The organism is Sphingomonas sp. 28-62-11, assembly GCF_002278865.1.
Classification (GTDB): Bacteria; Pseudomonadota; Alphaproteobacteria; order Sphingomonadales; family Sphingomonadaceae; genus Sphingomonas.
On the sequence record NZ_NCGB01000043.1, the window covers coordinates 1 to 20909 of the forward strand.

General features: G+C 61.5%; 19 protein-coding genes and 1 tRNA gene. 6 read left to right on the forward strand and 14 right to left on the reverse strand.

Going from position 1 to position 20909, the window contains the following annotated elements; all coding sequences use genetic code 11:
• Positions 1 to 528, reverse strand: a 528-nt coding sequence (locus tag B7Y49_RS12880; RefSeq protein WP_374128004.1) for a hypothetical protein, incomplete at its 3' end; no start/stop codon positions are given.
• 388 nt (positions 529 to 916) lie between these two features.
• Between B7Y49_RS12880 and B7Y49_RS12885 the strand changes: the two genes are divergently transcribed.
• On the forward strand, positions 917 to 1111 hold the full coding sequence (locus B7Y49_RS12885; protein ID WP_374128005.1) for a hypothetical protein: 195 nt from the start codon (positions 917 to 919) through the stop codon (positions 1109 to 1111).
• 197 nt (positions 1112 to 1308) lie between these two features.
• Here the strand turns inward: B7Y49_RS12885 and B7Y49_RS12890 are convergent.
• The 4 genes from B7Y49_RS12890 to dapB all read right to left on the reverse strand — a co-directional run bounded on the left by B7Y49_RS12890 (position 1309) and on the right by dapB (position 3268).
• Positions 1309 to 1385 (reverse strand) — tRNA-Arg (locus tag B7Y49_RS12890).
• Between the two features lie 79 nt (positions 1386 to 1464).
• Positions 1465 to 1863, reverse strand: coding sequence for a hypothetical protein (locus B7Y49_RS12895; RefSeq protein ID WP_374128006.1), 399 nt, complete (start codon positions 1861 to 1863; stop codon positions 1465 to 1467).
• Between the two features lie 2 nt (positions 1864 to 1865).
• Positions 1866 to 2543: an endonuclease III gene (gene nth / locus B7Y49_RS12900; RefSeq protein ID WP_374128007.1), complete on the reverse strand. Its 678-nt coding sequence runs from the start codon at positions 2541 to 2543 to the stop codon at positions 1866 to 1868.
• Positions 2540 to 3268, reverse strand: coding sequence for a 4-hydroxy-tetrahydrodipicolinate reductase (gene dapB / locus B7Y49_RS12905; RefSeq protein WP_374128008.1), 729 nt, complete (start codon positions 3266 to 3268; stop codon positions 2540 to 2542). Before dapB ends, nth begins: the two co-directional genes overlap by 4 nt.
• A gap of 211 nt (positions 3269 to 3479) precedes the next feature.
• On the opposite strand from dapB, the gene B7Y49_RS12910 reads away from it, so the two are divergent.
• On the forward strand, positions 3480 to 4190 hold the full coding sequence (locus B7Y49_RS12910) for an NAD-dependent deacylase (RefSeq protein WP_374128009.1): 711 nt from the start codon (positions 3480 to 3482) through the stop codon (positions 4188 to 4190).
• Here B7Y49_RS12910 and B7Y49_RS12915 read toward each other — a convergent pair.
• The 4 genes from B7Y49_RS12915 to lepB form a co-directional block, all read right to left on the reverse strand.
• Positions 4175 to 5179, reverse strand: a complete 1005-nt coding sequence (locus B7Y49_RS12915; RefSeq protein ID WP_374128010.1) for a carbon-nitrogen hydrolase family protein — start codon at positions 5177 to 5179, stop codon at positions 4175 to 4177. The genes B7Y49_RS12910 and B7Y49_RS12915 overlap by 16 nt on opposite strands.
• On the reverse strand, positions 5176 to 6078 hold the full coding sequence (gene era / locus B7Y49_RS12920) for a GTPase Era (RefSeq protein ID WP_374128011.1): 903 nt from the start codon (positions 6076 to 6078) through the stop codon (positions 5176 to 5178). Before era ends, B7Y49_RS12915 begins: the two co-directional genes overlap by 4 nt.
• 107 nt (positions 6079 to 6185) lie before the next feature.
• Positions 6186 to 6899, reverse strand: coding sequence for a ribonuclease III (rnc, locus tag B7Y49_RS12925; protein ID WP_374128012.1), 714 nt, complete (start codon positions 6897 to 6899; stop codon positions 6186 to 6188).
• Positions 6854 to 7669: a S26 family signal peptidase gene (gene lepB / locus B7Y49_RS12930; RefSeq protein WP_374128013.1), complete on the reverse strand. Its 816-nt coding sequence runs from the start codon at positions 7667 to 7669 to the stop codon at positions 6854 to 6856. Before lepB ends, rnc begins: the two co-directional genes overlap by 46 nt.
• 134 nt (positions 7670 to 7803) lie before the next feature.
• Between lepB and pgi the strand changes: the two genes are divergently transcribed.
• Both pgi and gorA read left to right on the forward strand, forming a co-directional pair.
• Complete coding sequence (gene pgi / locus B7Y49_RS12935; RefSeq protein WP_374128014.1) at positions 7804 to 9300, forward strand: glucose-6-phosphate isomerase; 1497 nt, start codon at positions 7804 to 7806, stop codon at positions 9298 to 9300.
• Between the two features lie 113 nt (positions 9301 to 9413).
• A complete protein-coding gene (gene gorA / locus B7Y49_RS12940) occupies positions 9414 to 10757 on the forward strand; it encodes a glutathione-disulfide reductase (RefSeq protein ID WP_374128015.1) in 1344 nt (447 codons plus the stop codon).
• Between the two features lie 7 nt (positions 10758 to 10764).
• Here gorA and B7Y49_RS12945 read toward each other — a convergent pair whose 3' ends face one another.
• The 5 genes from B7Y49_RS12945 to acs all read right to left on the reverse strand — a co-directional run bounded on the left by B7Y49_RS12945 (position 10765) and on the right by acs (position 19045).
• Positions 10765 to 12402 (reverse strand): hypothetical protein, encoded by a 1638-nt coding sequence (locus B7Y49_RS12945; RefSeq protein ID WP_374128016.1) that lies wholly within the window; start codon positions 12400 to 12402, stop codon positions 10765 to 10767.
• 171 nt (positions 12403 to 12573) lie between these two features.
• Positions 12574 to 13743, reverse strand: a complete 1170-nt coding sequence (locus B7Y49_RS12950; protein ID WP_374128017.1) for an endonuclease/exonuclease/phosphatase family protein — start codon at positions 13741 to 13743, stop codon at positions 12574 to 12576.
• 208 nt (positions 13744 to 13951) lie between these two features.
• Entirely contained in the window at positions 13952 to 14785 is an 834-nt protein-coding gene (locus tag B7Y49_RS12955; protein WP_374128018.1) for a TauD/TfdA dioxygenase family protein, read from the reverse strand.
• 50 nt (positions 14786 to 14835) lie between these two features.
• Positions 14836 to 16872: a M13 family metallopeptidase gene (locus tag B7Y49_RS12960; protein WP_374128019.1), complete on the reverse strand. Its 2037-nt coding sequence runs from the start codon at positions 16870 to 16872 to the stop codon at positions 14836 to 14838.
• Between the two features lie 235 nt (positions 16873 to 17107).
• A complete protein-coding gene (gene acs / locus B7Y49_RS12965; protein ID WP_374128020.1) occupies positions 17108 to 19045 on the reverse strand; it encodes an acetate--CoA ligase in 1938 nt (645 codons plus the stop codon).
• A 114-nt stretch (positions 19046 to 19159) separates the two neighbouring features.
• Between acs and B7Y49_RS12970 the strand changes: the two genes are divergently transcribed.
• Positions 19160 to 20176, forward strand: a complete 1017-nt coding sequence (locus B7Y49_RS12970; protein ID WP_374128021.1) for an aldehyde reductase — start codon at positions 19160 to 19162, stop codon at positions 20174 to 20176.
• A 67-nt stretch (positions 20177 to 20243) separates the two neighbouring features.
• Positions 20244 to 20909: acyl-CoA carboxylase subunit beta (locus tag B7Y49_RS12975; protein ID WP_374128022.1), on the forward strand; the 666-nt coding region annotated here is incomplete at its 3' end.

Sequence of the window (20909 nt, forward strand, 5' to 3'; positions counted from 1 at the left end):
ATAGTTGATCGAATGATTCAGATCGTCGAGCTGCTGCCACATGGCTGAAACAATCACGGCCCAATTGAGAAAGGGTGTGAAAAGGTCTGCGTTGTGCCAGTAGCCCAAAGGCTGATCGCGCATCGCCTCGATAAAACTCACCGAAAAACTGAGGTCTTCACGCAAATGGCGAACCAGCACACGCAACGCCTCAATGTCGCTCGGTGGTTGTTGCAACCGCAGCGAAAAAACAGAACTAATATTGTTAGTGCAGCCCCACACCTGTTTGCACATCATTTTAACAAATTTCTTTTCAGGGTCTGGAAAACGACTTCTAAAAAAGCTGTTTCCAACCACGAGGCCGATTGCTGTTAACAGTGCTGCAATCCATTCTGGCCAAGTTCCTTTATCTGGCCAATCTACTGAATCAGCCCAAGACATGACTGCGGTAACCCAGCTCACGAAGCTGTCGGACGTAACATTTAACGCGAACGGAGCATTTACAGTCACGTGAAGTGCGCTGCTGCAAAGAATGGTTCCGTCGATCATCGTCGCTGCGCCCCTCGCGAATCGTCCATTGTGAGCCCGCTACTATAAACAATTCGACAGCGCTTATCTTTTCCAGCCGGTCTCTTTCTCATAGCTGTCGCAATCGTACCAACCGCGATAAATAGACGAATAGTAGACAAACAAATCCGCCACATTGAAGGTTGGCGTTTACTGCCGCCGTGCCGAGAAGCCGACCTTGGCCTTTCCACCAGCGCCGGTCGTTCACGTTGATCGTTCCATGTGCTAGCGCGACCTAACTGCACTATCTGCACAGGGTGGCACCGTGCCGCTGCGTCCGATAGCTTCGCGCAATGCGTCGTCCCTCTGTCCTGACAATCGAAGCCTATGCCATCGGGGCGTTGATCCTGATTAGTCTCACGTGGTGGTTATGGCTCTGACCGATTGGGAGCTATGGGCCTGCGTCGCCCAAATCGAGCGGGCGCATGGGGAAAGTGCGCCTCTGTTTGTAGCTGAACGCATTGGCGCGTTGTTGCTGGCGGGTGATCTGGACGGGGTCGAGGCGTGGAAAGGAATCGCGGCGCGACTGGACGTTTCTCGGCTGGCCAGCGGGCCTATTCAGTAGGCGCGTGCCTATTCCCAACCGTAAGGAAAAAGCGGAGTGGCAGAATCCAAGGCGGGCCAAACTCCGGCGCTCTGAACTGCGATTGCACCGCGTCAAGTCCCGGCTTTCGACGCGAATCAACCGAGGCAAAAAATACCCCTGTTTTCCGTACTCGTTCCGTACGGCGATCAAAAGCAACAGCTAAGTGATTGAAAAACTGGTGCACCCGACACGATTCGAACGTGTGGCCTCTGCCTTCGGAGGGCAGCGCTCTATCCAGCTGAGCTACGGGTGCATGTGGCCACTCGCCTAGCAAAGCCAGCGTCGGCGCGCCAGATTTTTTCGGCACCGCTCCGGCATCGCGCCAAACGGCATCATGGTGGCGTCAAAATCACCTCTTGGAACTGGCCAATCGGGCAGCGTGCACCGCTGCCAATCGGGTTTAGGTACAAGACAGTGATGATGTCGCTGGCACAGAGCCGGTCGAGCGCGGTCGAATAGCCGAAACGTTCCTGAAAGCCGAGGCCGGGGCATCCGCCCTTGATCGTCGCGCGATAGACCTTGCCGCCCATCATCTTGAAATCAATCACTGAATCATTGCGTACATGGGTATCGCGGATGCGCCGGTGGGGAATGCAGCTTTCCGGTTTGCCGACCGGTGTGGCGGTGGGCACGGCGTTGCGATCGCGCGCACCACTGCTGGGGGTACCCAACAACAGACCGGTGGCAAGAATCAATGCGGTGGCGGGAACAACGGCTATGGCGCGAAACATTGCTACTCCTCCGGCGCGACCAATTGTGCCGACGCCTTTTGCCGCGGCGGGGGCGTCTTGGCCTTGAACGCGCATAAATCGCTGACGCCGCACCGCCAGCATTCCGGGGTGCGCGCCTTGCAGACATATCTGCCATGCAGGATTAACCAGTGATGAGCGTGAAGCCGAAATGGTGAAGGCGTTGCCTTGTCGAGATTTTTTTCCACCGCCAGCGGCGTTTTGCCCTTGGCCAGGCCGGTGCGGTTGCCGACCCGGAAAATGTGCGTGTCCACGGCAAAGGTTTCAGCCCCGAACGCCACGTTCATCACGACATTGGCGGTCTTGCGGCCAACCCCCGCCAGCTTTTCCAGCGCATCGCGATCGGCCGGCACCACGCCGTTATGGTCGGCAATCAGCGCCTCGCTGAGCGCGATGACGTTCTTGGCCTTGGCGTTGAACAGCCCGATCGTCTTGATATGCTGCTTCAGCCCATCTTCACCCAGCGCGACCATCTGTTCAGGGGTGTAAACGTCGCGGAACAGGGCGCGCGTCGCCTTGTTCACGCCGATGTCAGTAGCCTGCGCCGACAGGACGACGGCGACGAGAAGCTGGTAGACATTGCCGGATTCCAGCTCTGTCTCAGGGTGAGGATTGTCCGCCGCCAGCCGGGAATAGAATTCGATAACGTCGGTCTTTTTCAAACGCCGAGCACCTGCGCCATTGAATAGCTGCCTGCTGGCTTCCCCGCGAGCCAAAGCGCGGCGGTGATGGCGCCGTGCGCGAAGATCGCACGATCCTCGGCGCGGTGGCCAAGCTCGATTCGTTCACCATGGCCGGCGAATATCACCTGATGGTCGCCCGCCACGGTACCACCGCGCAGCGAGGACAGGCCAATCGTCCCTTCCGCGCGATCCCCGCTCAGGCCCGCTCGGCTCATCACGCTGACATCGCCCAGCGCCGCGCCGCGCCCTGCCGCCGCCGCTTCGCCCAACATTAGCGCGGTGCCCGATGGGGCATCCACCTTGGCGCGGTGGTGCATTTCGACGATCTCGATATCCCAACTTGCATCAAGCCTTTCGGCTGCCTCTCGCACCAGCCGCGCGAGCAGAGTCACGCCCAGCGACGTATTACCCGTCTGTAGCACGGCAATTTCCTGCGATGCATCGGCAATCAGCGCCCGGTGCGCCTGGGTGATGCCGGTGGTGCCGATCAGGATCGGTGTTCCGGCGGCGCGCGCTGCTGCCAGATTGGCGGGCAGGGCACCCGGCACGGTGAAGTCGACCAGCACATCGGCGAGTTTCGCCAAAGGCGCTGGGTCGCCACCGGCATCGATTCCACCCGCCAATGATGCACCATATTCGGGCAGGATCAGCGTAATTGCCTGTCCCATCCGCCCCGCGCTGCCGTAGATGCCGATTGCCGTCACATGCCGCTCCGATCCTCAATCGCCGCCGCTACGGCACCGGCGCGTCGCCGCGCCAACACCAAGTGGATTCGATCACCGCGCCCCCGCAGCGCAGATGGCAGAAAGCGGCGGGCGAAAACAGGCCCATATGGCTGTGCGATGCCAAAAAATGGGTTGATCTCGCCGTCAAGCCAATGGCGGTCTTTGCCCCCTCGCGATAGGAGGTCGGCGCATGGACAGGCAATCAACAATCGTGATCCTGACGGGTGCAGGAATTTCCGCCGAAAGCGGGCTCGCCACCTTCCGTGGACCCGGTGGGCTGTGGGAGGGCCACCGCGTGGAGGATGTCTGCACTCCTGAAGCGCTCGCCGACGATCCAGTCTTGGTGCACCGGTTCTATGATGATCGGCGCGCGGCGCTGACCCGTGTGGAGCCCAATGCCGCCCATCATGCCTTGGCCCGGCTCGACGCAGAATGGCCGGGCGATTTGTTGATCGTTACCCAGAATGTCGATGATCTGCATGAACGGGCCGGGGCGCAGCGCTTGCTGCACATGCACGGCGAGTTGTTGTCGGCGCTGTGCGCGGCCTGTGGTGACCGGCGCGCGTGGGTGGAAAGCTTGCCGCCGGGTAGCCATTGTCCGGCGTGTGGAACCGGGGCGCTGCGACCCGATATCGTGTTCTTCGGGGAGATGCCCTACGCGATGGACCGGATCGAGGCGGCCCTGTCGCGCGCCGATCTGTTCGTGTCGGTTGGCACATCGGGCGCGGTGTATCCGGCGGCAGGCTTTGTCCAGACCGCGCGGCATTACGGTGCACAGACGCTGGAACTGAACCTTGAACCGTCGGCAGGCAGCATCTTCTTCCACGAAACCCGGCTTGGCGCAGCGAGCGTGCTAGTGCCCGCATGGGTCGATGAACTGCTCGCTCAGTCGACCACCTGATCCGATTTGCGACGGGATTTCGGCGCCAGCCCGTCCGCCGCATTCGCAACCCCCGTTCGCGCACGGCGATCGACCCGCAATTCGAACACATCGGGACGTGAATAATGGCCATCGGTATCGAGCGACGTCAGCCCGCGCCCGATGGCCGACAGATCGAGATCGGCGATCAGCAGATCGGGACCGGCTTCGGCGCCGACAATCACCTTGCCATCCGGACCGATGATGGCGCTGCCGCCGTGCTGTAACTGACCCTCGGGCATGCCCATGATCAGCTTCTGCGCATCGACATCGCCACCGACGCGCGCCAATCCCTCGATCAGATCGGCGCGATCCTGGATGGTGCCGGCCGCAAGCACGAAGCAGCGTCCCTCAAACGCATAATGTTGCGATGCGATCAAATGGACGTCGCGCACCGTAGGCCAGGCAGCGACATGCACGGCCTCGCCCGCATGATGCATCGCCGCGCGCGCCAGCGGCATCCAGTGTTCCCAGCAGATCAGCTGGCCGACATTGCCCCATTCGGCCTCGTGCACGTCGAGAGTCGATCCATCGCCGCGACCCCAGATCATGCGTTCACTGTGGGTGGGCACCAGTTTGCGGTGCAGCAGATGCGGCAGGTTGGGGCGGAAGATATACTGGGTGTTGGTCAGGCTCGATCGCACCCGCTCATGCCCGCCGACACACACGATGATTCCGGCGGCATCGGCAATCGCCTGCAGCGGCGCGAGCCGGGGGTCATTCTTGCGCAGGGCCTGATCAAGCAGGATCGAATGCAGCGCCTGCGTGCCGCGTTGGTCCCAGATCGCGGCATTGGGTGCTTCATCGAGCCAGAGCGGATAGCCGCCCAGAAACGTCTCGCCGAACGCCGCCACCTCGGCGCCGATATCGGCAGCGTCGGCGACAAACTCGATCAGTCGTTCGATGCCATAGCTGATATCCAGCGGTACGGGTGCTGCCTGCAGGATTGCGGCCTTCACGGTCTTGCTCATTCTACCCAATCCAGCCCCATGTCGCGGTACACACTTCGATCATCATCCCAGTTCTCTTTCACCTTTACATGAAGATAGAGGTGCACTGGACGCCCCATCAGGGTCGATAGCTCAGCCCGTGCACGCGCGCCGATTTCCTTGATGCGGCTGCCGCCCTTCCCCAGCACGATCGCGCGTTGCGTGGTGCGCGCGACCAGGATCTGCTGGTGGATCTCGACCGAGCCGTCCTCGCGTTCCTTATACTGTTCAGTCTCCACCGCGCTGGCATAAGGGAGTTCGGCATGGAGCTGCAGGTAAAGCTGTTCGCGCGTCACTTCGGCGGCAAGCATCCGTTCGGTCGCGTCGGACACCTGATCTTCGGGAAAATGCCAGGGTCCGACCGGCATCGCCTTGGCAAATGCCGCCTTCAGTTCGGGCAGACCGTCACCGGTCGACGCGCTGACGAAGAAGATTTCCTCGAATGGCACGGCATCGTTCAGACGCTTGGCATGGCCGAGCAGACGTTCTTTTTCCGCGATATCGACCTTGTTCAGGATCAGATATTTGGGCTCGCGGCGGTGCTTCAGCCCCTCGGCAATCGCCATCACCTTAGGGCCGATGCCGCCCTTGCCGTCGACGACCAGTGCGATCACATCCGCGCCTTCCGCGCCCGACCAGGCCGCCGCGACCATCGCGCGATCGAGGCGGCGTTTGGGTTCGAAGATGCCGGGCGTATCGACCAGCAGGATCTGGGTATTGCCCTCAATCGCGACGCCCATCAGCCGGGTGCGGGTCGTTTGCGCCTTGGGGCTGACGATCGCCACCTTCTGCCCGACCAGTGCATTGACGAGCGTCGACTTGCCCGCATTGGGCGCACCGACCACCGCGATCAGGCCGCAGGATTGTTCTTGTTCACTCATCAACTTCTTTCGTCACCCCGGATTTATTCCGGGGTCCACTGTGGGTCTGGTTCGACTTTTGTTGCTCTTGCGCCAGCGTGGGTGCCGGAACAAGTCCGGCATGACGATTACCCCTCAAGCTGCGCCAGCAGCGCCGCCGCCGCTGCAGTCTCGGCCTCTTGCTTTGACGTACCTGTTGCGCTCGCCTCGGCCAGTTTGCCGATCGTCACGCGTACCGTGAAGACGGGCGCGTGCTGCGGGCCGGAACGGTCGATGATCGCATAGTCGGGCGGGCGGCGGTTGTGCGCGGCGGCCCATTCTTGCAGCGCCGATTTGGGATGCTGCGGTGCGCGCGCCTGGGTGGTAACGATATCCCCCCACAAACGTCGGATCGCGGCGCGCACGGCGGGCAGACCGTGATCGAGGTAGAGCGCGCCGATCAGCGCCTCCATCACATCGCCCAGCACATTGTCACTATCGGTAGCGCCGTCATCGCGCGCCTGTTTGCCCAGCTTCAGCCGCGCGGGAACGCCGTGGGCGCGGGCGACACCGGCGCAGACCGGCCCGGTCACCAGCGCATTCAGCCGCTTGGATAGCTGCCCCTCCGGCTCGCCCTCGAACAGCTCGAACAGCCATTCGGCGATGACAAGGCCGAGCACCCTGTCCCCCAGAAATTCCAGCCGTTCGTAATTGGCGGCAGCCTGGCTGCCATGCGTCAGCGCGCGGTGATAGAGTGCCGCGTCGCGTGGTTCGATCCCCAGCAGCGACGTCAGCCAGTCGCCGATATCGCTATCGGTCAAAAACCACTCCCGATCCGATCCCAGCGCGCGGCGGCGAACCATGTCCAGGGCAGGAACCAGCTGGCATTGCCATCAGTCGAGAAGAACATCAGCACCGCCTTACCCTCCAGATTGCGGGTCGGGACAAAGCCGATGCCCTGGCCCTGAACCGGGGGAAAGCGGCTATCCGCGCTGTCGTCGCGGTTGTCGCCCATCATGAAAACATGGTCGGCGGGCACGGTGTACAGCCCGGTATTGTCGGCCGCGGTTTCGCCGCGATCGAGCACATTGTAGCTGCGACCGCCGGGCAGCGTTTCGCGATATTGCGGATAGCGGCAAATCGGTTTACCCTTGTCGCTATCCTGAAACTCGACCGAGCAGGTATAATTCGGCGTGATCGGAATGGTGAAATCGGCGATCCGCTGCTTGGGCACAGCCACGCCGTTTAGGATCAGCTGGCCTTGCCGCATCTGGATCGTATCGCCGGGCAGGCCGATGACGCGCTTGATGTAATCGTCGCTATTGCCCGGTGGTGCTTTGAAGACCGCGACGTCGCCGCGTTCGGGCAAGGTCGCAAAGATGTGCCCGGGGATCAGCGGCAGGCTGAACGGCAGGCTATAGCGCGAATAGCCGTAATTCCATTTCGAAACGAACAAATAGTCGCCAATCTTCAGCCGTGGCAGCATCGATTCGGACGGGATATTGAACGGCGAGAAGAAGAAGCTGCGAAAAATGCTGACGATCAGCACCAATTTGACCAGAAAGCTGATCATTTCGCGCATCTCTGTGCGCAGCGGTGCCGTGATCGGCTTGATGCTTGCTGTATCGGCCATGTACTGGCTTTGCTTGGGGCCGCGTGCGCCGTCAAGCCGGGTGTTTCGAGTGGCAGGAGCAGGAATTGGACGCTAGAGCCGGTGGGGATCACCCGAAGCGTGCTGGCCGCCAGCGCTGACTTGGAGAAAAGCCGATGTCCTCCCCCGATTGGCGCGCGATTGAGGCGTTGCGGGCGCCCCGCCTGGAACGGTTGTTCGCCGATGATCCTGCGCGCGTTGCAAAGTTCAGCGTCGACATCGCCGGGCTGCATTTCGATTGGTCGAAAACGCATTTGACCGGGGATGCCATTGCGGCTTTCGAGTCGCTTGCGAAGGCGCAGGATCTTTCGGGTAAGCGCGAAGCTTTGTTCCGGGGCGAGCCGATCAACGCTACCGAGGGACGCGCCGCCGAACACACCGCCGAACGCGGCGAGGGATCGGAGGATAGTGTCGCGCGTGCCGGCATGCTGCACGCCCGGATGCGGGCGCTGATCGATGCAATCGAGGCCGAGGCGCTCGGGCCGATCGCGCATATCCTGCACATCGGCATCGGCGGATCGGCACTGGGTCCTGATTTGTTGATCGACGCGCTGGGCCGTGATGAGGACCGGTATGAAGTCGCGATTGTTTCCAACGTTGATGGTTGCGCAATGGAAGAGGCGTTTGCGCGGTTTGATCCCACGGCGACCTTGCTCGTCATCGCCTCCAAGACGTTTACCACCACCGAAACCCTGCTCAACGCAACCAGCGCACTTGAATGGATGCGCGAAGGCGGCGTGGAGGATGCCTATGGCCGCGTCGTCGCGCTGACGGCAGATCCTGACAAGGCGGTCGAGTGGGGCGTCGACGAAACGCGCATCCTGCCTTTCGCGGAGTCGGTCGGGGGGCGATACTCGCTCTGGTCGTCGATCGGCTTTCCGGCCGCACTAGCGCTTGGCTGGGAAGCATTTGAAGAACTGCTCGAAGGTGCTGGCGAAATGGACCGCCATTTCCGCCTGGCTGCGGCGCATGAGAACGCGCCCGTGCTCGCCGCCTTCGCTGACTTGTTCTACACTCAGGTGAAGGGCGCGCAAACGCGGGCGGTATTTGCGTATGACGAGCGGCTGCGGCTGTTGCCCAGCTATCTCCAGCAGCTCGAAATGGAATCGAACGGCAAGAGCGTGGGGGCTGATGGCACACCGGTCGGCCGCGCAACGGCGCCGGTGACCTGGGGCGGGGTAGGGACCGATGCGCAGCACGCCGTGTTCCAGCTGCTCCACCAGGGGACCCATCTGATCCCGGTTGAATTCGTCGCGGTGGTGGAGCCCGGCGATGCGCTGGCCGATGATCATCACGAACAATTGCTGCTCAACTGCTTTGCGCAAGGCGCCGCTTTGATGAAGGGTCGCGCCAATGATGCCGATCCCGCGCGCGCCTATGCTGGTGACAGGCCTAGCGCGACAATCCTGATCGAGGTGCTCGATCCGCGCGCATTAGGTGCGCTTATCGCCTTTTATGAGCATCGCACCTTCGTGAATGCCGTGTTGCTGGGTATCAACCCGTTCGACCAGTTCGGGGTGGAGCTTGGCAAGGAAATGGCCAAGGCGGCGGGGCAAGGCGGGCTGGACTTTGATCCGTCGACCACCGATCTGATCAAGCGGGCTTTGGGATAACCCACTTTCATTTACCGTCATCCCCGCGAAGGCGGGGATCCAGCTTCTTGGCGACGTTACAAAAGGCAGCTGGACCCCCGCCGTCGCGGGGGTGACGAACAAAAGGAACAAGCATGAGCACTTTCGACTACGACCTCTTCGTCATTGGCGCAGGCTCAGGCGGTGTTCGCGCTGGCCGCGTTTCGGCTGCCCATGGTGCGAAGGTGGCGATTGCCGAGGAATATCGGGTTGGAGGCACCTGCGTCATCCGCGGCTGCGTGCCCAAGAAGTTGCTCGTGTACGGCGCGCATTTTGCCGAGGATCTCGCCGATGCTCGCCGCTTCGGCTGGGACGTGCCCGAATGTGCGTTCGATTGGCCGCGCCTCCGCGATAACGTGCTGGCCGAGGTTGATCGCCTGAACGCCGCCTACACGACGACGCTCGACAGCCATAAGGTTGAGGTGATCCTCGAACGCGCTGAGGTGGCAGGCCCGCATGAGGTGCGCTTGGCGAGCGGTAGGACGGTAACGGCGGGGCGCATCCTGATCGCCACCGGCGCGACTCCGCAATTGCTCCATTTCCCCGGCAGCGAGCACGGCATTACCTCAAACGAGGTGTTCCATCTGCCCACGCTCCCAAAGCGGGTGCTGATCGCCGGCGCGGGCTATATCGCCAATGAGTTTGCCGGCATCTTCCACGAATTCGGCAGCGTGGTGACGGTCGTGAACCGCAGCGACGCGATCCTTCGCGGTTATGACGAACAGATCCGCGATCGCCTGTTGCAAATCTCGATGGGGAAGGGGATCCAGTTCCGCTTCAATACCGTCTTCAAATCGATCGAGAAGCAAGCCGATGGCAGCCTGCTGGTCGCGTTCACCACGGGCGACCCGATGACCGTCGATTGCGTGATGTTCGCGACCGGTCGCGTGCCGTGTACCAACGGGCTTGGGCTCGAGGAAGCGGGCGTTGTGCTCGAAAACGGTGCCGTGAAGGTCGACGACGACAACCAGTCAAGTGTCCCGAGCATCTATGCCGTTGGCGACGTGACCAACCGGGTGCAGCTCACCCCCGTGGCGATCCGCGAAGGACAGGCATTTGCCGACACGATCTTCGGCGGCAAGCTGACCCGCGTCGATTATGGCTGCATTCCCAGCGCCGTTTTTAGTCACCCACCGATCGGCGCGGTCGGGCTAACCGAGAGCCAGGCCAAGCAGAAATACGGCGCAGTGCGGGTCTATACGTCCGATTTCCGGCCGATGAAGAATGTGCTGGCGGGGCGCAACGAACGCGCGCTGTACAAGATGGTGTGCGACGCCGCCTCGAACCGCGTGGTCGGTCTACACATGATCGGCCCTGAATCGGGCGAGATTATCCAGGCAGCGGCAGTGGCGGTGAAGGCCGGGCTGACCAAGGACGCTTTTGACGACACGATTGCGCTACACCCCACCATGGCCGAAGAGCTGGTGCTGATGAAATAAGCGCCGCTCAGGCGGGCGACGACTTCTTCCACGCCTTGACCACATAGCCTTTTGGAGCCGGTTTGAGGGGGGCGGTGCAGGCGGCAACCAAGGTGCGGCCGTCGCTCGTCGTTAGGCGCACCCCAGCACCGCTCACGCATTTTCCTTGGACAGCCGCATAAGTCTCTGCGGAAAGCGTAACCGGATTGGCGCCTTCGATGGCCTTGATGACGGGGTCTTCGGCCAATACGCTGCACCCCGCCGGGCTCTGCAATTTAAGCACACCGTCGTTCAGATAGAATCCGTAGCTGGCGCCTTTGGGCAGTGCTTTGCAGTTCTGCTCCAGCAGGTGGAACAGCAGCGCCGGTCGTCGCGTATCGGGGGTCGCTATTGTGCTGACATCCGCCCCGAAAGCCTCAAGGGCGGTGACCAGCGTTTCCCATCGATCGCCGCCGCCCTGATCGACGATGAGGGCCACGGGGGCGAAAGTGGCTGGATCGTCAATGCCCGCGGCGGCGTAAAAGTCCGGTAGGCTATAGGTCGTCTCACGCTGTTTAGCGGCGGCGCGGATCACCTTGCCCCAGATGTCGAGGATGTTCTGCCGATCGCCGCTGGCTTGCCTGATCCGCAGGTCGATTGCCCATTGCAGGATCATGCCACAGGGATACCGGACCCGGTTCGACAGGAAGGAGAGCGCGGCTAGCGGCTTGTTCCCTTCCGATTCCAATCCAGATTTGCAGTTCGTCAGGGCGTCTGCGAGCCGTTGGCTGACATCGGCATCGCTCAGCGTGCCTGATGTGTGTCCGGCCATCAACGCCGCATAATCCGCGCCGCCTTCATGCAGCCAGCTCGGCGTGCCCTTGGCGACGCGAGCAACACCGCCATTCCAGAAGTGAAATGCTTCATGCAACACAAAGCCCTGGATGCGATTAATCTCCGATGTCGGCAGTCCGGACGCTGCGCCATGGAACCGGAGTGCGGTTACCGATCCCGGTGTGACATCGCCGACAAAACCCGTTCCGTCCTCGATATTCTTGACGATGAGTACGGGGGTGCGGGGCAGCTTCATCCCCATGTCCTTGGTAAAGAACCGGACTGCGGTGGCGAGTTCGGCTTGAGATCGATCAACCAGCCAGCGCGGCGTTCCGGGATCGGCGACCACGACCAGATCGGGCAATTTGCTAACCAGGGCCGCCGGACCGACATACACATAGCCGCCAGCAATCGAGCCGGATGCAGGCGCGCGGACTTGCCCGGATTGCATCCTGATCGTGAACTGCGTGCGCCACGCCGTCTCGCTGCCCTTTAGCGCGGGCATGAAGATCAATCCGCCATCGCCGATGGAATAAAATGACGGATATTTTGCATCATATTCACGCGTCGCCGGGCGCACGCGAAGTTCGAAGCGGCGAAAAGGGGTGGTGCCGGTGACGCGCTCGCCCTGAAACGTCAGGCCCGGGGTAAGCATGTCGAAAACGCCATCGCGCACCACATCACCAGGTTCGAAGTCGAACTGAAGAACCGGTCGATCGAGCGTAACGACCGAATGGGCTGCGTCGCGCGCGATGCGCACATCGACCTGCACTTTGCCGATTGGCGTCGCTGCGGCCGGGGTCGCGCCTAGCGGCCAAGTGCCAAACATCAGCGCGAAAAGACCCGCGATCAATAGTCTTGACGGCATCAAGCATCTCTTCATTAACATCAACTGCTCATCGATATCGCGATTGCCAGCATCTGTCTTGCTCGCCTGCGGCGGCGAGCATTGAGGGGAATCGGCAGGAGCGAACGCCATTTGCTGGAAAGCCGGTACTAGTTTGTGCGCGGCAATCGTGTGGGGTCAGGCGGGGGGCTTGGGCGCGTCGCTTTTACCAGTCGCGATCGCGGTCAGATATTGCTCGCTGAAATCGGTGGCGATCTCGATCCATAACGGGCTGTGGTCAGACATCTGAAACGTCCGCCACTTTTTGTACATCGCCTCCGGCGTGGTGGCCTTGCTCGTCGATTCCTTCTCGGGATCCTTTTTGGGGAGCTGATCGGCATAAAGCGGCAGATCGGCATCGGTGAACACATCCTCGAAAATGCGGACAATGCCGCCGCCGAGCACCTTGAAGCGATCGTCCTTCACGCGCACCGCGATCTGATCGTAGAAATGGTCGCCCAACTGGCGGACCTTCTTGCCGTCAATCGGATCGGGCACAACGAAGCCGTTCGATTTCAGCGCCTGCATCGTCTTGTGTTCGGGGCTGACGACGTTGAAATCACCGAGGATGATGTAATTCTCCACCGCACCCAGACTGTCGCGTTCTTGCTTGCTTGCTTCGTCCTGACGTTTGGCGAAGAACTTCACCAGTGCCTTGATCTCCTCGATCCGCTGGTCGAGCGCATCGCCTGATGCGGCGCCGTAATAGAGGTGCGCGGTGCACAGGCTGAAATGGAACCAGCCCGATTGGAACGCCACCAGAAACGGGCTGCGCGCGAATTGCAGCTGCTTCTCCACGGTTTGCTCAGGCGGCCCCTCGGGCTGGTCCTTCGGTGTCTTCACCTTTTTGCGGGCAACGATCTGCTGGCCGTCGGGCAGGACGATTTCGCCCGCGATCTTGCGGAACCAGACTTTTTCGGTGTTGTAGACAAACGCCATGCGTTCATTGTTGCCGCCCGACCCGTCGGTCGTGTCCGTGGCAATGTAATCCCATTCGCGACCCAGTATCGACATCACGCGCTGCAGTGCCCGCAGATCGCGGTTGACCTCCTGCACCGCGACAAGATCGAATGCTGAGATCATCTCGGCGATATAGTAGAAGCTTTCCGGTCGACGCGGACCGAAACCGAACTTGTTCGAATCGAAATCGCGGATGTTCCAGGTCGCGAGCAATAGCGATCCATCGCTCTTGCGCTTGCGGAGTGGTTCAAGCCGAGCGCGTATTTTCAGCAAGCGTTCGGCGCAGTGTTTACCACCCGCGGGGTCGTTCGCGAAGTCACGTTTGATCCGCGCATACATGTTGGCCATTGGATGACCTCCGCCTGCTAAGTTCTTTCGAACGTATCTCTTTTTAGTGACAGTTCAGTGATAGTCTATTGTCTGATGATATCGCCACCCCGAACTTGTTCCAGGGTCCGCGATGAGGCTACAGGCGGAAAATATTGTTGCGAGGTGGACCCCGGAACTAGTCCGGGGTGACGGATGTTGGAGATCGAGGTTTCCCGCCACCCACGGTCTAGTTCAGCGCAACCCCTGAAATCGTGATCCGGTGCATCAGTCGACGGTGCCCGTGATAATCGTTCATTGCCAGATGCCAAGTCGATCGGTTGTCCCACACCGCGACCGAACCCGGTTGCCATTGAAGGCGGCATTGAAACTCCTCGCGCATTGCCACGCTGTAGAGATATTGCAGCAGCGGCTGACTTTCCTCGCGCGTCCAGCCTTCGAAGTGGAGCGTGAAGGCCGGGTTCACGTACAGGATTTTCCGCCCGCTCACTGGGTGGTTGATGACCGCGGGGTGGACGGCGTTGGCGCGGATATCATGACCTTTTAGATCAGCCGCCTGATCGGTCTTCGAATACACGCCGTCAGGGCCGTAGATGTGATCGGCGCTGTGCACGGCGCGAAGTGTAGCAAGCGTTGCCTTGAGCCCATCCGACAGCGAGTCATATGCCGCGCCGAGGTTTGAGAATAACGTGTCACCGCCAACCGGCGGCAACTCCCGCGCGACGAGGATCGATCCCATCGCCGGTACCGGATCATAGCTGTGATCAGTGTGCCAGCCGCCGCCAATATTGACGAACTGGGTCTCGGCCTTTCGCACCTCGGCGATTTCGGGATAGCCGCCATTCGCCGGGAAGTAATTGTTGACGTCGATATCGCCCCAGCGCCGTGCAAAGGCGATGTGATCTTCGGGGCTTAACTGCTGATCGCGGAGCAGAACGACCCCGGTATCGGCGAGCGCCTGCCGGATCGCGGCGAGGCCGTCGTCATCGATTGACCGGACATCGACCCCGGTAACTTCCGCCCCGCAATGCGCGGCCAGCGGCCTGATCTGCATTTCGCCCATGCTGCCTCTCCTGTTCTTATGGAGCGCAGCATGGGCGATTGCAGTCGGTTTTACCAGATGTGGACGCGCTTCTCAGGCGCCAGATACAGCTTGTCGCCTGGCTTTATGTTGAACGCGGTGTACCAGGCGTCGACATTGCGGACGATGCCGTTGACGCGGAAATAGGGCGGGCTGTGCGGATCGGTACGCAGCCGGGCAAGCGCTGCATCATCGCGCAGTTTCGACTGCCATGCCTGAGCATAGGCCATGAAGAAGCGCTGATCGCCGGTCAAGCCGTTGATCACCGGGGCTTTGCCATATTTGGCCTGGTACCGCTGATAGGCACCATAGGCCGCCTCTACGCCGCCAAGATCGCCGATGTTCTCGCCCAGCGTCAGCTTGCCGTTCACCTTGGTGCCGGGCAGACCTTCATACTCGTCGAACTGCGCGACGAGCACCGCCGTGCGATCCGCAAACGCCTTCTTCGCCTCTGGCGTCCACCAATTTTCGAACTTGCCGGTGGGGCCGAACTGGCTGCCCTGATCGTCGAAACCATGGCCCATTTCATGGCCGATGATCGCGCCGATCGCGCCGTAGTTCACCGCCGGATCAGCATTGGGATCGAAATAGGGCGGCTGAAGGATGGCGGCAGGGAAGGTGATCTGGTTCGCGAGCGGATTGTAATAGGCGTTCACGGTCTGCGGGGTCATCGCCCACAGGCTGCGATCGACCGGCTTCTTGAAGCGTTTGAGCTGGAGTTGCTGCGCGAATTCACCCGATCGCATGGCGTTGCCCACCATGTCGCCGCGCACCACCTTGAAGCTCGAATAATCGATGTATTTTTCGGGGTGGCCGATCCGGGGCTCAAACGCTGCCAGCTTGGCGAGCGCTGCCTTGCGGGTTGGCTCGTCCATCCAAGGTGCCTTGCTGATCCGCTCCTGATAGGAACCGCGCAGATTTTCGATCAGCTCGGTCATTTTCGCTTTGGCAGTCTGCGGGAAGTACCGGTCGACATAGAGCTGGCCGACGGCTTCACCCAACGAACCATTGGTCAGCTGCACACCGCGCTTCCAGCGATCGCGCTGGGTCTGCACGCCCGACAGCGTCTTTGAATAGAAATCGAACCGGGCGTCATCAAAAACCTTGGACAGGAAGCCGGCGTTGCCGCTGACAAAGTGGAAAGCCATATAATCTTTCCAGGTCTGCAGCGGGGTTGCGACCAGGATCTTGCCCATACCCGCAATGGCGGTGTTGTTGGCGAACAAGATCTTCGGCGCGCTGTCCAGGCCCGAAACCTTCAACAGCAAGGCCCAATCCCATTCCGGGGCCTTCTTCTCAAGGCCGGCCAGATCCTGAGGATCGTTGAGCGCCATGATGTTGCGGCTCTGCTCGGGGGTCCAATGTTCCTTGGCGAGCGCGGTTTCCAGCGCCATGATCGCATCGGCCTTGGCGCTGGCATCTGGGATACCGGCCAGTTCCTGCATTTTCTGAATGTAAGCGCGGTAGGCCTTGCGATACGCGACATACTTGTCGCCTTCGAGCAGGTAATAGTCGCGCGGCATGCCCAACCCGTCCTGGCCGGTGGCGGCGGTGTAGCGCGTCGGATCGGCGAGATCGGGGATAATGCCGATGCCGACCGGCGACTGATAGCCGACGGTGGCGAACATCGTCTGCAGATCGGTCAGGTCCTTGATCGCCGCAATCTTGGCGAGGTAGGGCTTCAGCGGTTCACCGCCCTTGGCCTCGATTGCTGCCTCATCCATCCAGGTGCCGTAAAAATCGCCGACCTGCTTGCCGGTCGGGCCGTATTTGCCGGGGTTCTTCGCCATATCGTCCAGGATCAGCCGGACATTGATTTCGGCCTCATCCGACAGGATGTTGCCATAGCCCACGGCACCCTTATCGGCAGGAATCTGCGTGCGCTTCGCCCAGCCGCCATTGGCGAAGGTCCAGAAATCGTCGCCGGGCTTTACGGCTGCGTCCTTGGCCGACAGGTCGACGCCGAAGCTGCCATAGCGGGGGGTAGCCGCATCCTTGGAAAGGGCAGGAACGGTAAGGGCAAGAACGGCCGTGGCCGCAGCAAGGCGAGCGAAACGATTGAAGCGCATGGAAAACCCTCCTAGGTACTGTATTGCCAAGCTATAGCGGTGAAGCGGCGCCAGCGCAAACGAAAAATGTAAGCCGTCCCTTACATGGATGTGCATTGTGGAAAGACCGTAACCATCTGCCGTTTGCCCTGAGCTTGTCGAAGGGCTGCCTTTCTTGTCGACGGTCGAAAGCAAGGCAGGGCTTCGACAAGCTCAGCCCAAACGGAGGTGAATAGCACAGGAAGGCAACAGCGCCTTACCCGATCCGATTCGCCACCAGATCTTCGACCACGCTCGGATCAGCCAGCGTGCTGGTATCGCCGAGTGACGACACGTCTCCCTCGGCGATCTTGCGCAGAATTCGCCGCATGATCTTGCCACTCCGCGTCTTCGGCAAACCGGGCGCGAATTGCAGTGCGTCGGGGGTTGCGATCGGGCCGATTTCGGTCCGCACCCATGCCCGCAAGGTCTGGCGCAACTCTTCGCTGCCGGTCTCGCCCGCGTTCAGCGTGACATAGGCGTAGATGCCCTGGCCCTTGATGTCGTGCGGCATGCCGACGACCGCCGCCTCGGCAACCTGCGGGTGCAGGACAAGCGCCGATTCGACCTCTGCCGTGCCCATCCGGTGGCCGCTGACGTTGATCACGTCATCCACGCGGCCGGTGATCCAGTAATCGCCATCGGCATCGCGGCGGCACCCGTCTCCGGTAAAATATTTGCCGGGATAGGTGGTGAAATAGGTTTGGAAGAACCGGCCGTGATCGCCCCACACGGTGCGCATCTGCCCGGGCCAGCTGCGGGCGATGACCAGATTGCCCTCAGTCGCGCCGTCCTGCACCTTCCCCTCTGCATCGACGATCTGGGGCACGACGCCGGGCATTGGCCGGGTTGCGCTGCCGGGTTTCAGCGTGGTCGCGCCCGGCATCGGCGCAATCATCGCGCCGCCGGTTTCGGTCTGCCACCAAGTGTCGATGATCGGACAACGGCCATCGCCGACAACCGCATGATACCAGCGCCATGCCTCCGGATTGATCGGCTCGCCGACTGTGCCGAGCAGTTTCAGCGAGGCGCGCGACGTGGATTTCACTGGCGCGTCACCCTCCTTCATCAGCGCGCGCAAGGCTGTCGGGGCGGTGAAGATCGTGCTCACCTGATGCCGATCAACCACCTGCCAGATGCGGCTGGCATCGGGCCAGTTGGGCAGGCCTTCGTACATCAATGTGGTCGCCCCGTTGGCGAGCGGGCCATAGAGGATATAGCTGTGCCCGGTCACCCAACCGATATCGGCGGCGCACCACCACACATCACCGGGGCGGTAATCGAAACACCATTCATGCGTCAGGCTCGCCCATAGCAGATAGCCGCCGCTGGTATGGAGCACGCCCTTGGGCTTCCCCGTCGATCCGCTGGTGTAGAGGATGAACAGCGGGTCTTCCGCGCCCATCGGTTCGGGCGGGCAGTCGGTGGAAACCTGCGCGGCGGCATCGTGATACCACACGTCGCGGCCTTCATGCATCGTCACATCGCCGCCGGTCGCGTGGACCACGATCACCTTTTTCAGCGCGGGCGCGTGAAGTGCTGCAGCATCGACCGCGGCCTTCAAGGGGATTTTCTTGCCACCGCGACGCCCCTCATCGGCGGTGACGACGATCGATGAATCGCAATCGGTGATCCGCCCCGCCAGCGCCTCTGCCGAAAAGCCGCCGAACACCACCGAATGGATCGCACCGATCCGCGCGCAGGCGAGGATTGCAAACGCCGCTTCGGGGATCATCGGCATGTAGATCGTCACCCGGTCGCCGCGCTTGGCCCCTTGCGCCTTCAACACATTCGCGAACCGACACACCTCGGCATGAAGCTGGCGATAGGTGAAGCGGCGCGGCTCTTCCTCCGGCGCATCGGGCTCCCAGATCAGTGCGGTCTGATCGCCGCGCTTCGCCAGATGCCGGTCGATGCAATTCGCGGCGACGTTGAGCTTGCCATCGGCGAACCACTGGATGTGAAAATCGCGCTCATCGAATGACCAGTCGCCAGCGATTTCAGGGCGTTTGATCCAGTCGAGCCGCCGCGCCTGTTCCAGCCAAAAGCTCCCCGAATCGGCGATCGCGCGCCCATAAAGCCGGTCATACCCCGCCGCATCGATTCGCGCCTGCTTCGCCCACGCATCGGGCACGGGATAGAGCTTGTCGGTCATCCTGATCTCCTGGTCGGCCAGTGTGGCGCAAGCTTGCCGATCGGCCAAGTCAAACCGCTTGGCAGCCGTTTAGTTTCGATCTAAAACTGATTTCGAATGATCGGGAGCATGACGATGAGCGGACAGGCACTGGTGACCGGCGGCAGCGGCTATATCGGCGGCTTCATCATCCGCCAGCTGATCGAACAGGGCTGGACGATCAACACGACGATCCGGTCGCTGGCGCGCGAGGCAGAGGTGCGAGCGGCGCTCGCGGTGCCCGCCGACAAGCTGCGCTTCTTTGCGGCTGATCTGCTGAACGATGCGGGTTGGGCCGATGCTGTGGCCGGGTGCAGCCATGTGGTGCACGTTGCCTCGCCCTTGCCGAGCGGTGCTGTTCGCCACGAAGACGATCTGATCGTGCCCGCCCGCGAAGGGGCATTGCGGGCGCTGCGCTTCGCCAAGGCGGCGGGAGTGAAGCGGGTGGTGATGACATCGTCGGTCGCGGCGATTGCCTATGGCCATGGCAAGAAAATCGGCACCTATACCGAGACGGACTGGACCGATGTGAACGGCCCGCAGGTTCATGCCTATGCCAAGTCCAAGACGCTGGCGGAGCGCGCCGCGCGCGATTGGATGGCGGGCGAGGGCGCGGGGATGGAATATGTATCGGTGAACCCGGCTGCCGTGCTGGGGCCGGTGCTGAGCGCTGATTTCTCCAGCTCGGTGCAGATCATCACGCGGCTGCTGTCAGGCCAATTACCCGGGCTGCCCAATTTCGGTTTCGGTGTGGTCGATGTCCGCGATGTCGCCGATCTCCACGTCCGCGCGCTGACCGCCGATGGCATCGACGGCGAGCGCTTCATCGCGAGTGGTCCTTTCATGATGATGAAGGAAGTCGCGGCCGTGTTGCGCGATCGGATGGGCAGCGAAGCCCGCAAGGTGCCGACGCGCGGCTTGCCCGATTTCGTGCTGCAGCTCACCAGCCTGTTCGATCCCACGATCCGGATGGTGACCGGGGAGCTGGGCAAACAACGCATCACGCCATCCGATCATGCTCGCGACGTGCTCGGCTGGGTCCCGCGCCCCGCCGCCGACACGATCGTCGACACCGCCCGCAGCCTGATCGACCAGGGGGTGATCAAGGTCTGACCCGCGCATGACAGTTGCGTTTCGCGCGATTCCTTGGAAAGGGGGCTGACCGTCTTCGGGGAGCCCTATGGAAACGATCGTCGACCGCTTGGAAGCAAAACGCGCTGCGGCGCGATTGGGCGGGGGCGAGAAGCGGATTGCGGCGCAGCATGCCAAGGGCAAGCTGACCGCGCGTGAGCGGCTGAACGTGCTGCTCGATCAGGGATCGTTCGAAGAACTCGACATGTATGTCGAGCATAACTGCGTCGATTTCGGCATGGCCGACCAGATCATTCCGGGCGACGGCGTCGTAACCGGTTCCGGCACGATCAACGGTCGGCTGGTGTTTGTATTCAGCCAGGATTTCACCGTGTTTGGCGGCTCGCTCTCCGAACGTCATGCGCAGAAAATCTGCAAGATCATGGACATGGCGATGAAGGTCGGCGCGCCCGTGATCGGCATCAACGATTCGGGCGGCGCGCGTATTCAGGAAGGCGTCGCCAGCCTTGGCGGCTATGCCGAGGTGTTCCAGCGCAACGTGCTCGCCAGTGGTGTGGTGCCGCAAATCAGCCTGATCATGGGACCGTGCGCAGGGGGCGCTGTTTACAGCCCCGCCATGACCGACTTCATCTTCATGGTGAAGGATAGCTCTTACATGTTCGTCACCGGCCCCGATGTGGTGAAGACCGTCACTAACGAAGTGGTCTCGCAGGAGGAACTCGGGGGTGCCGTGACGCATACCACGAAGTCGGGG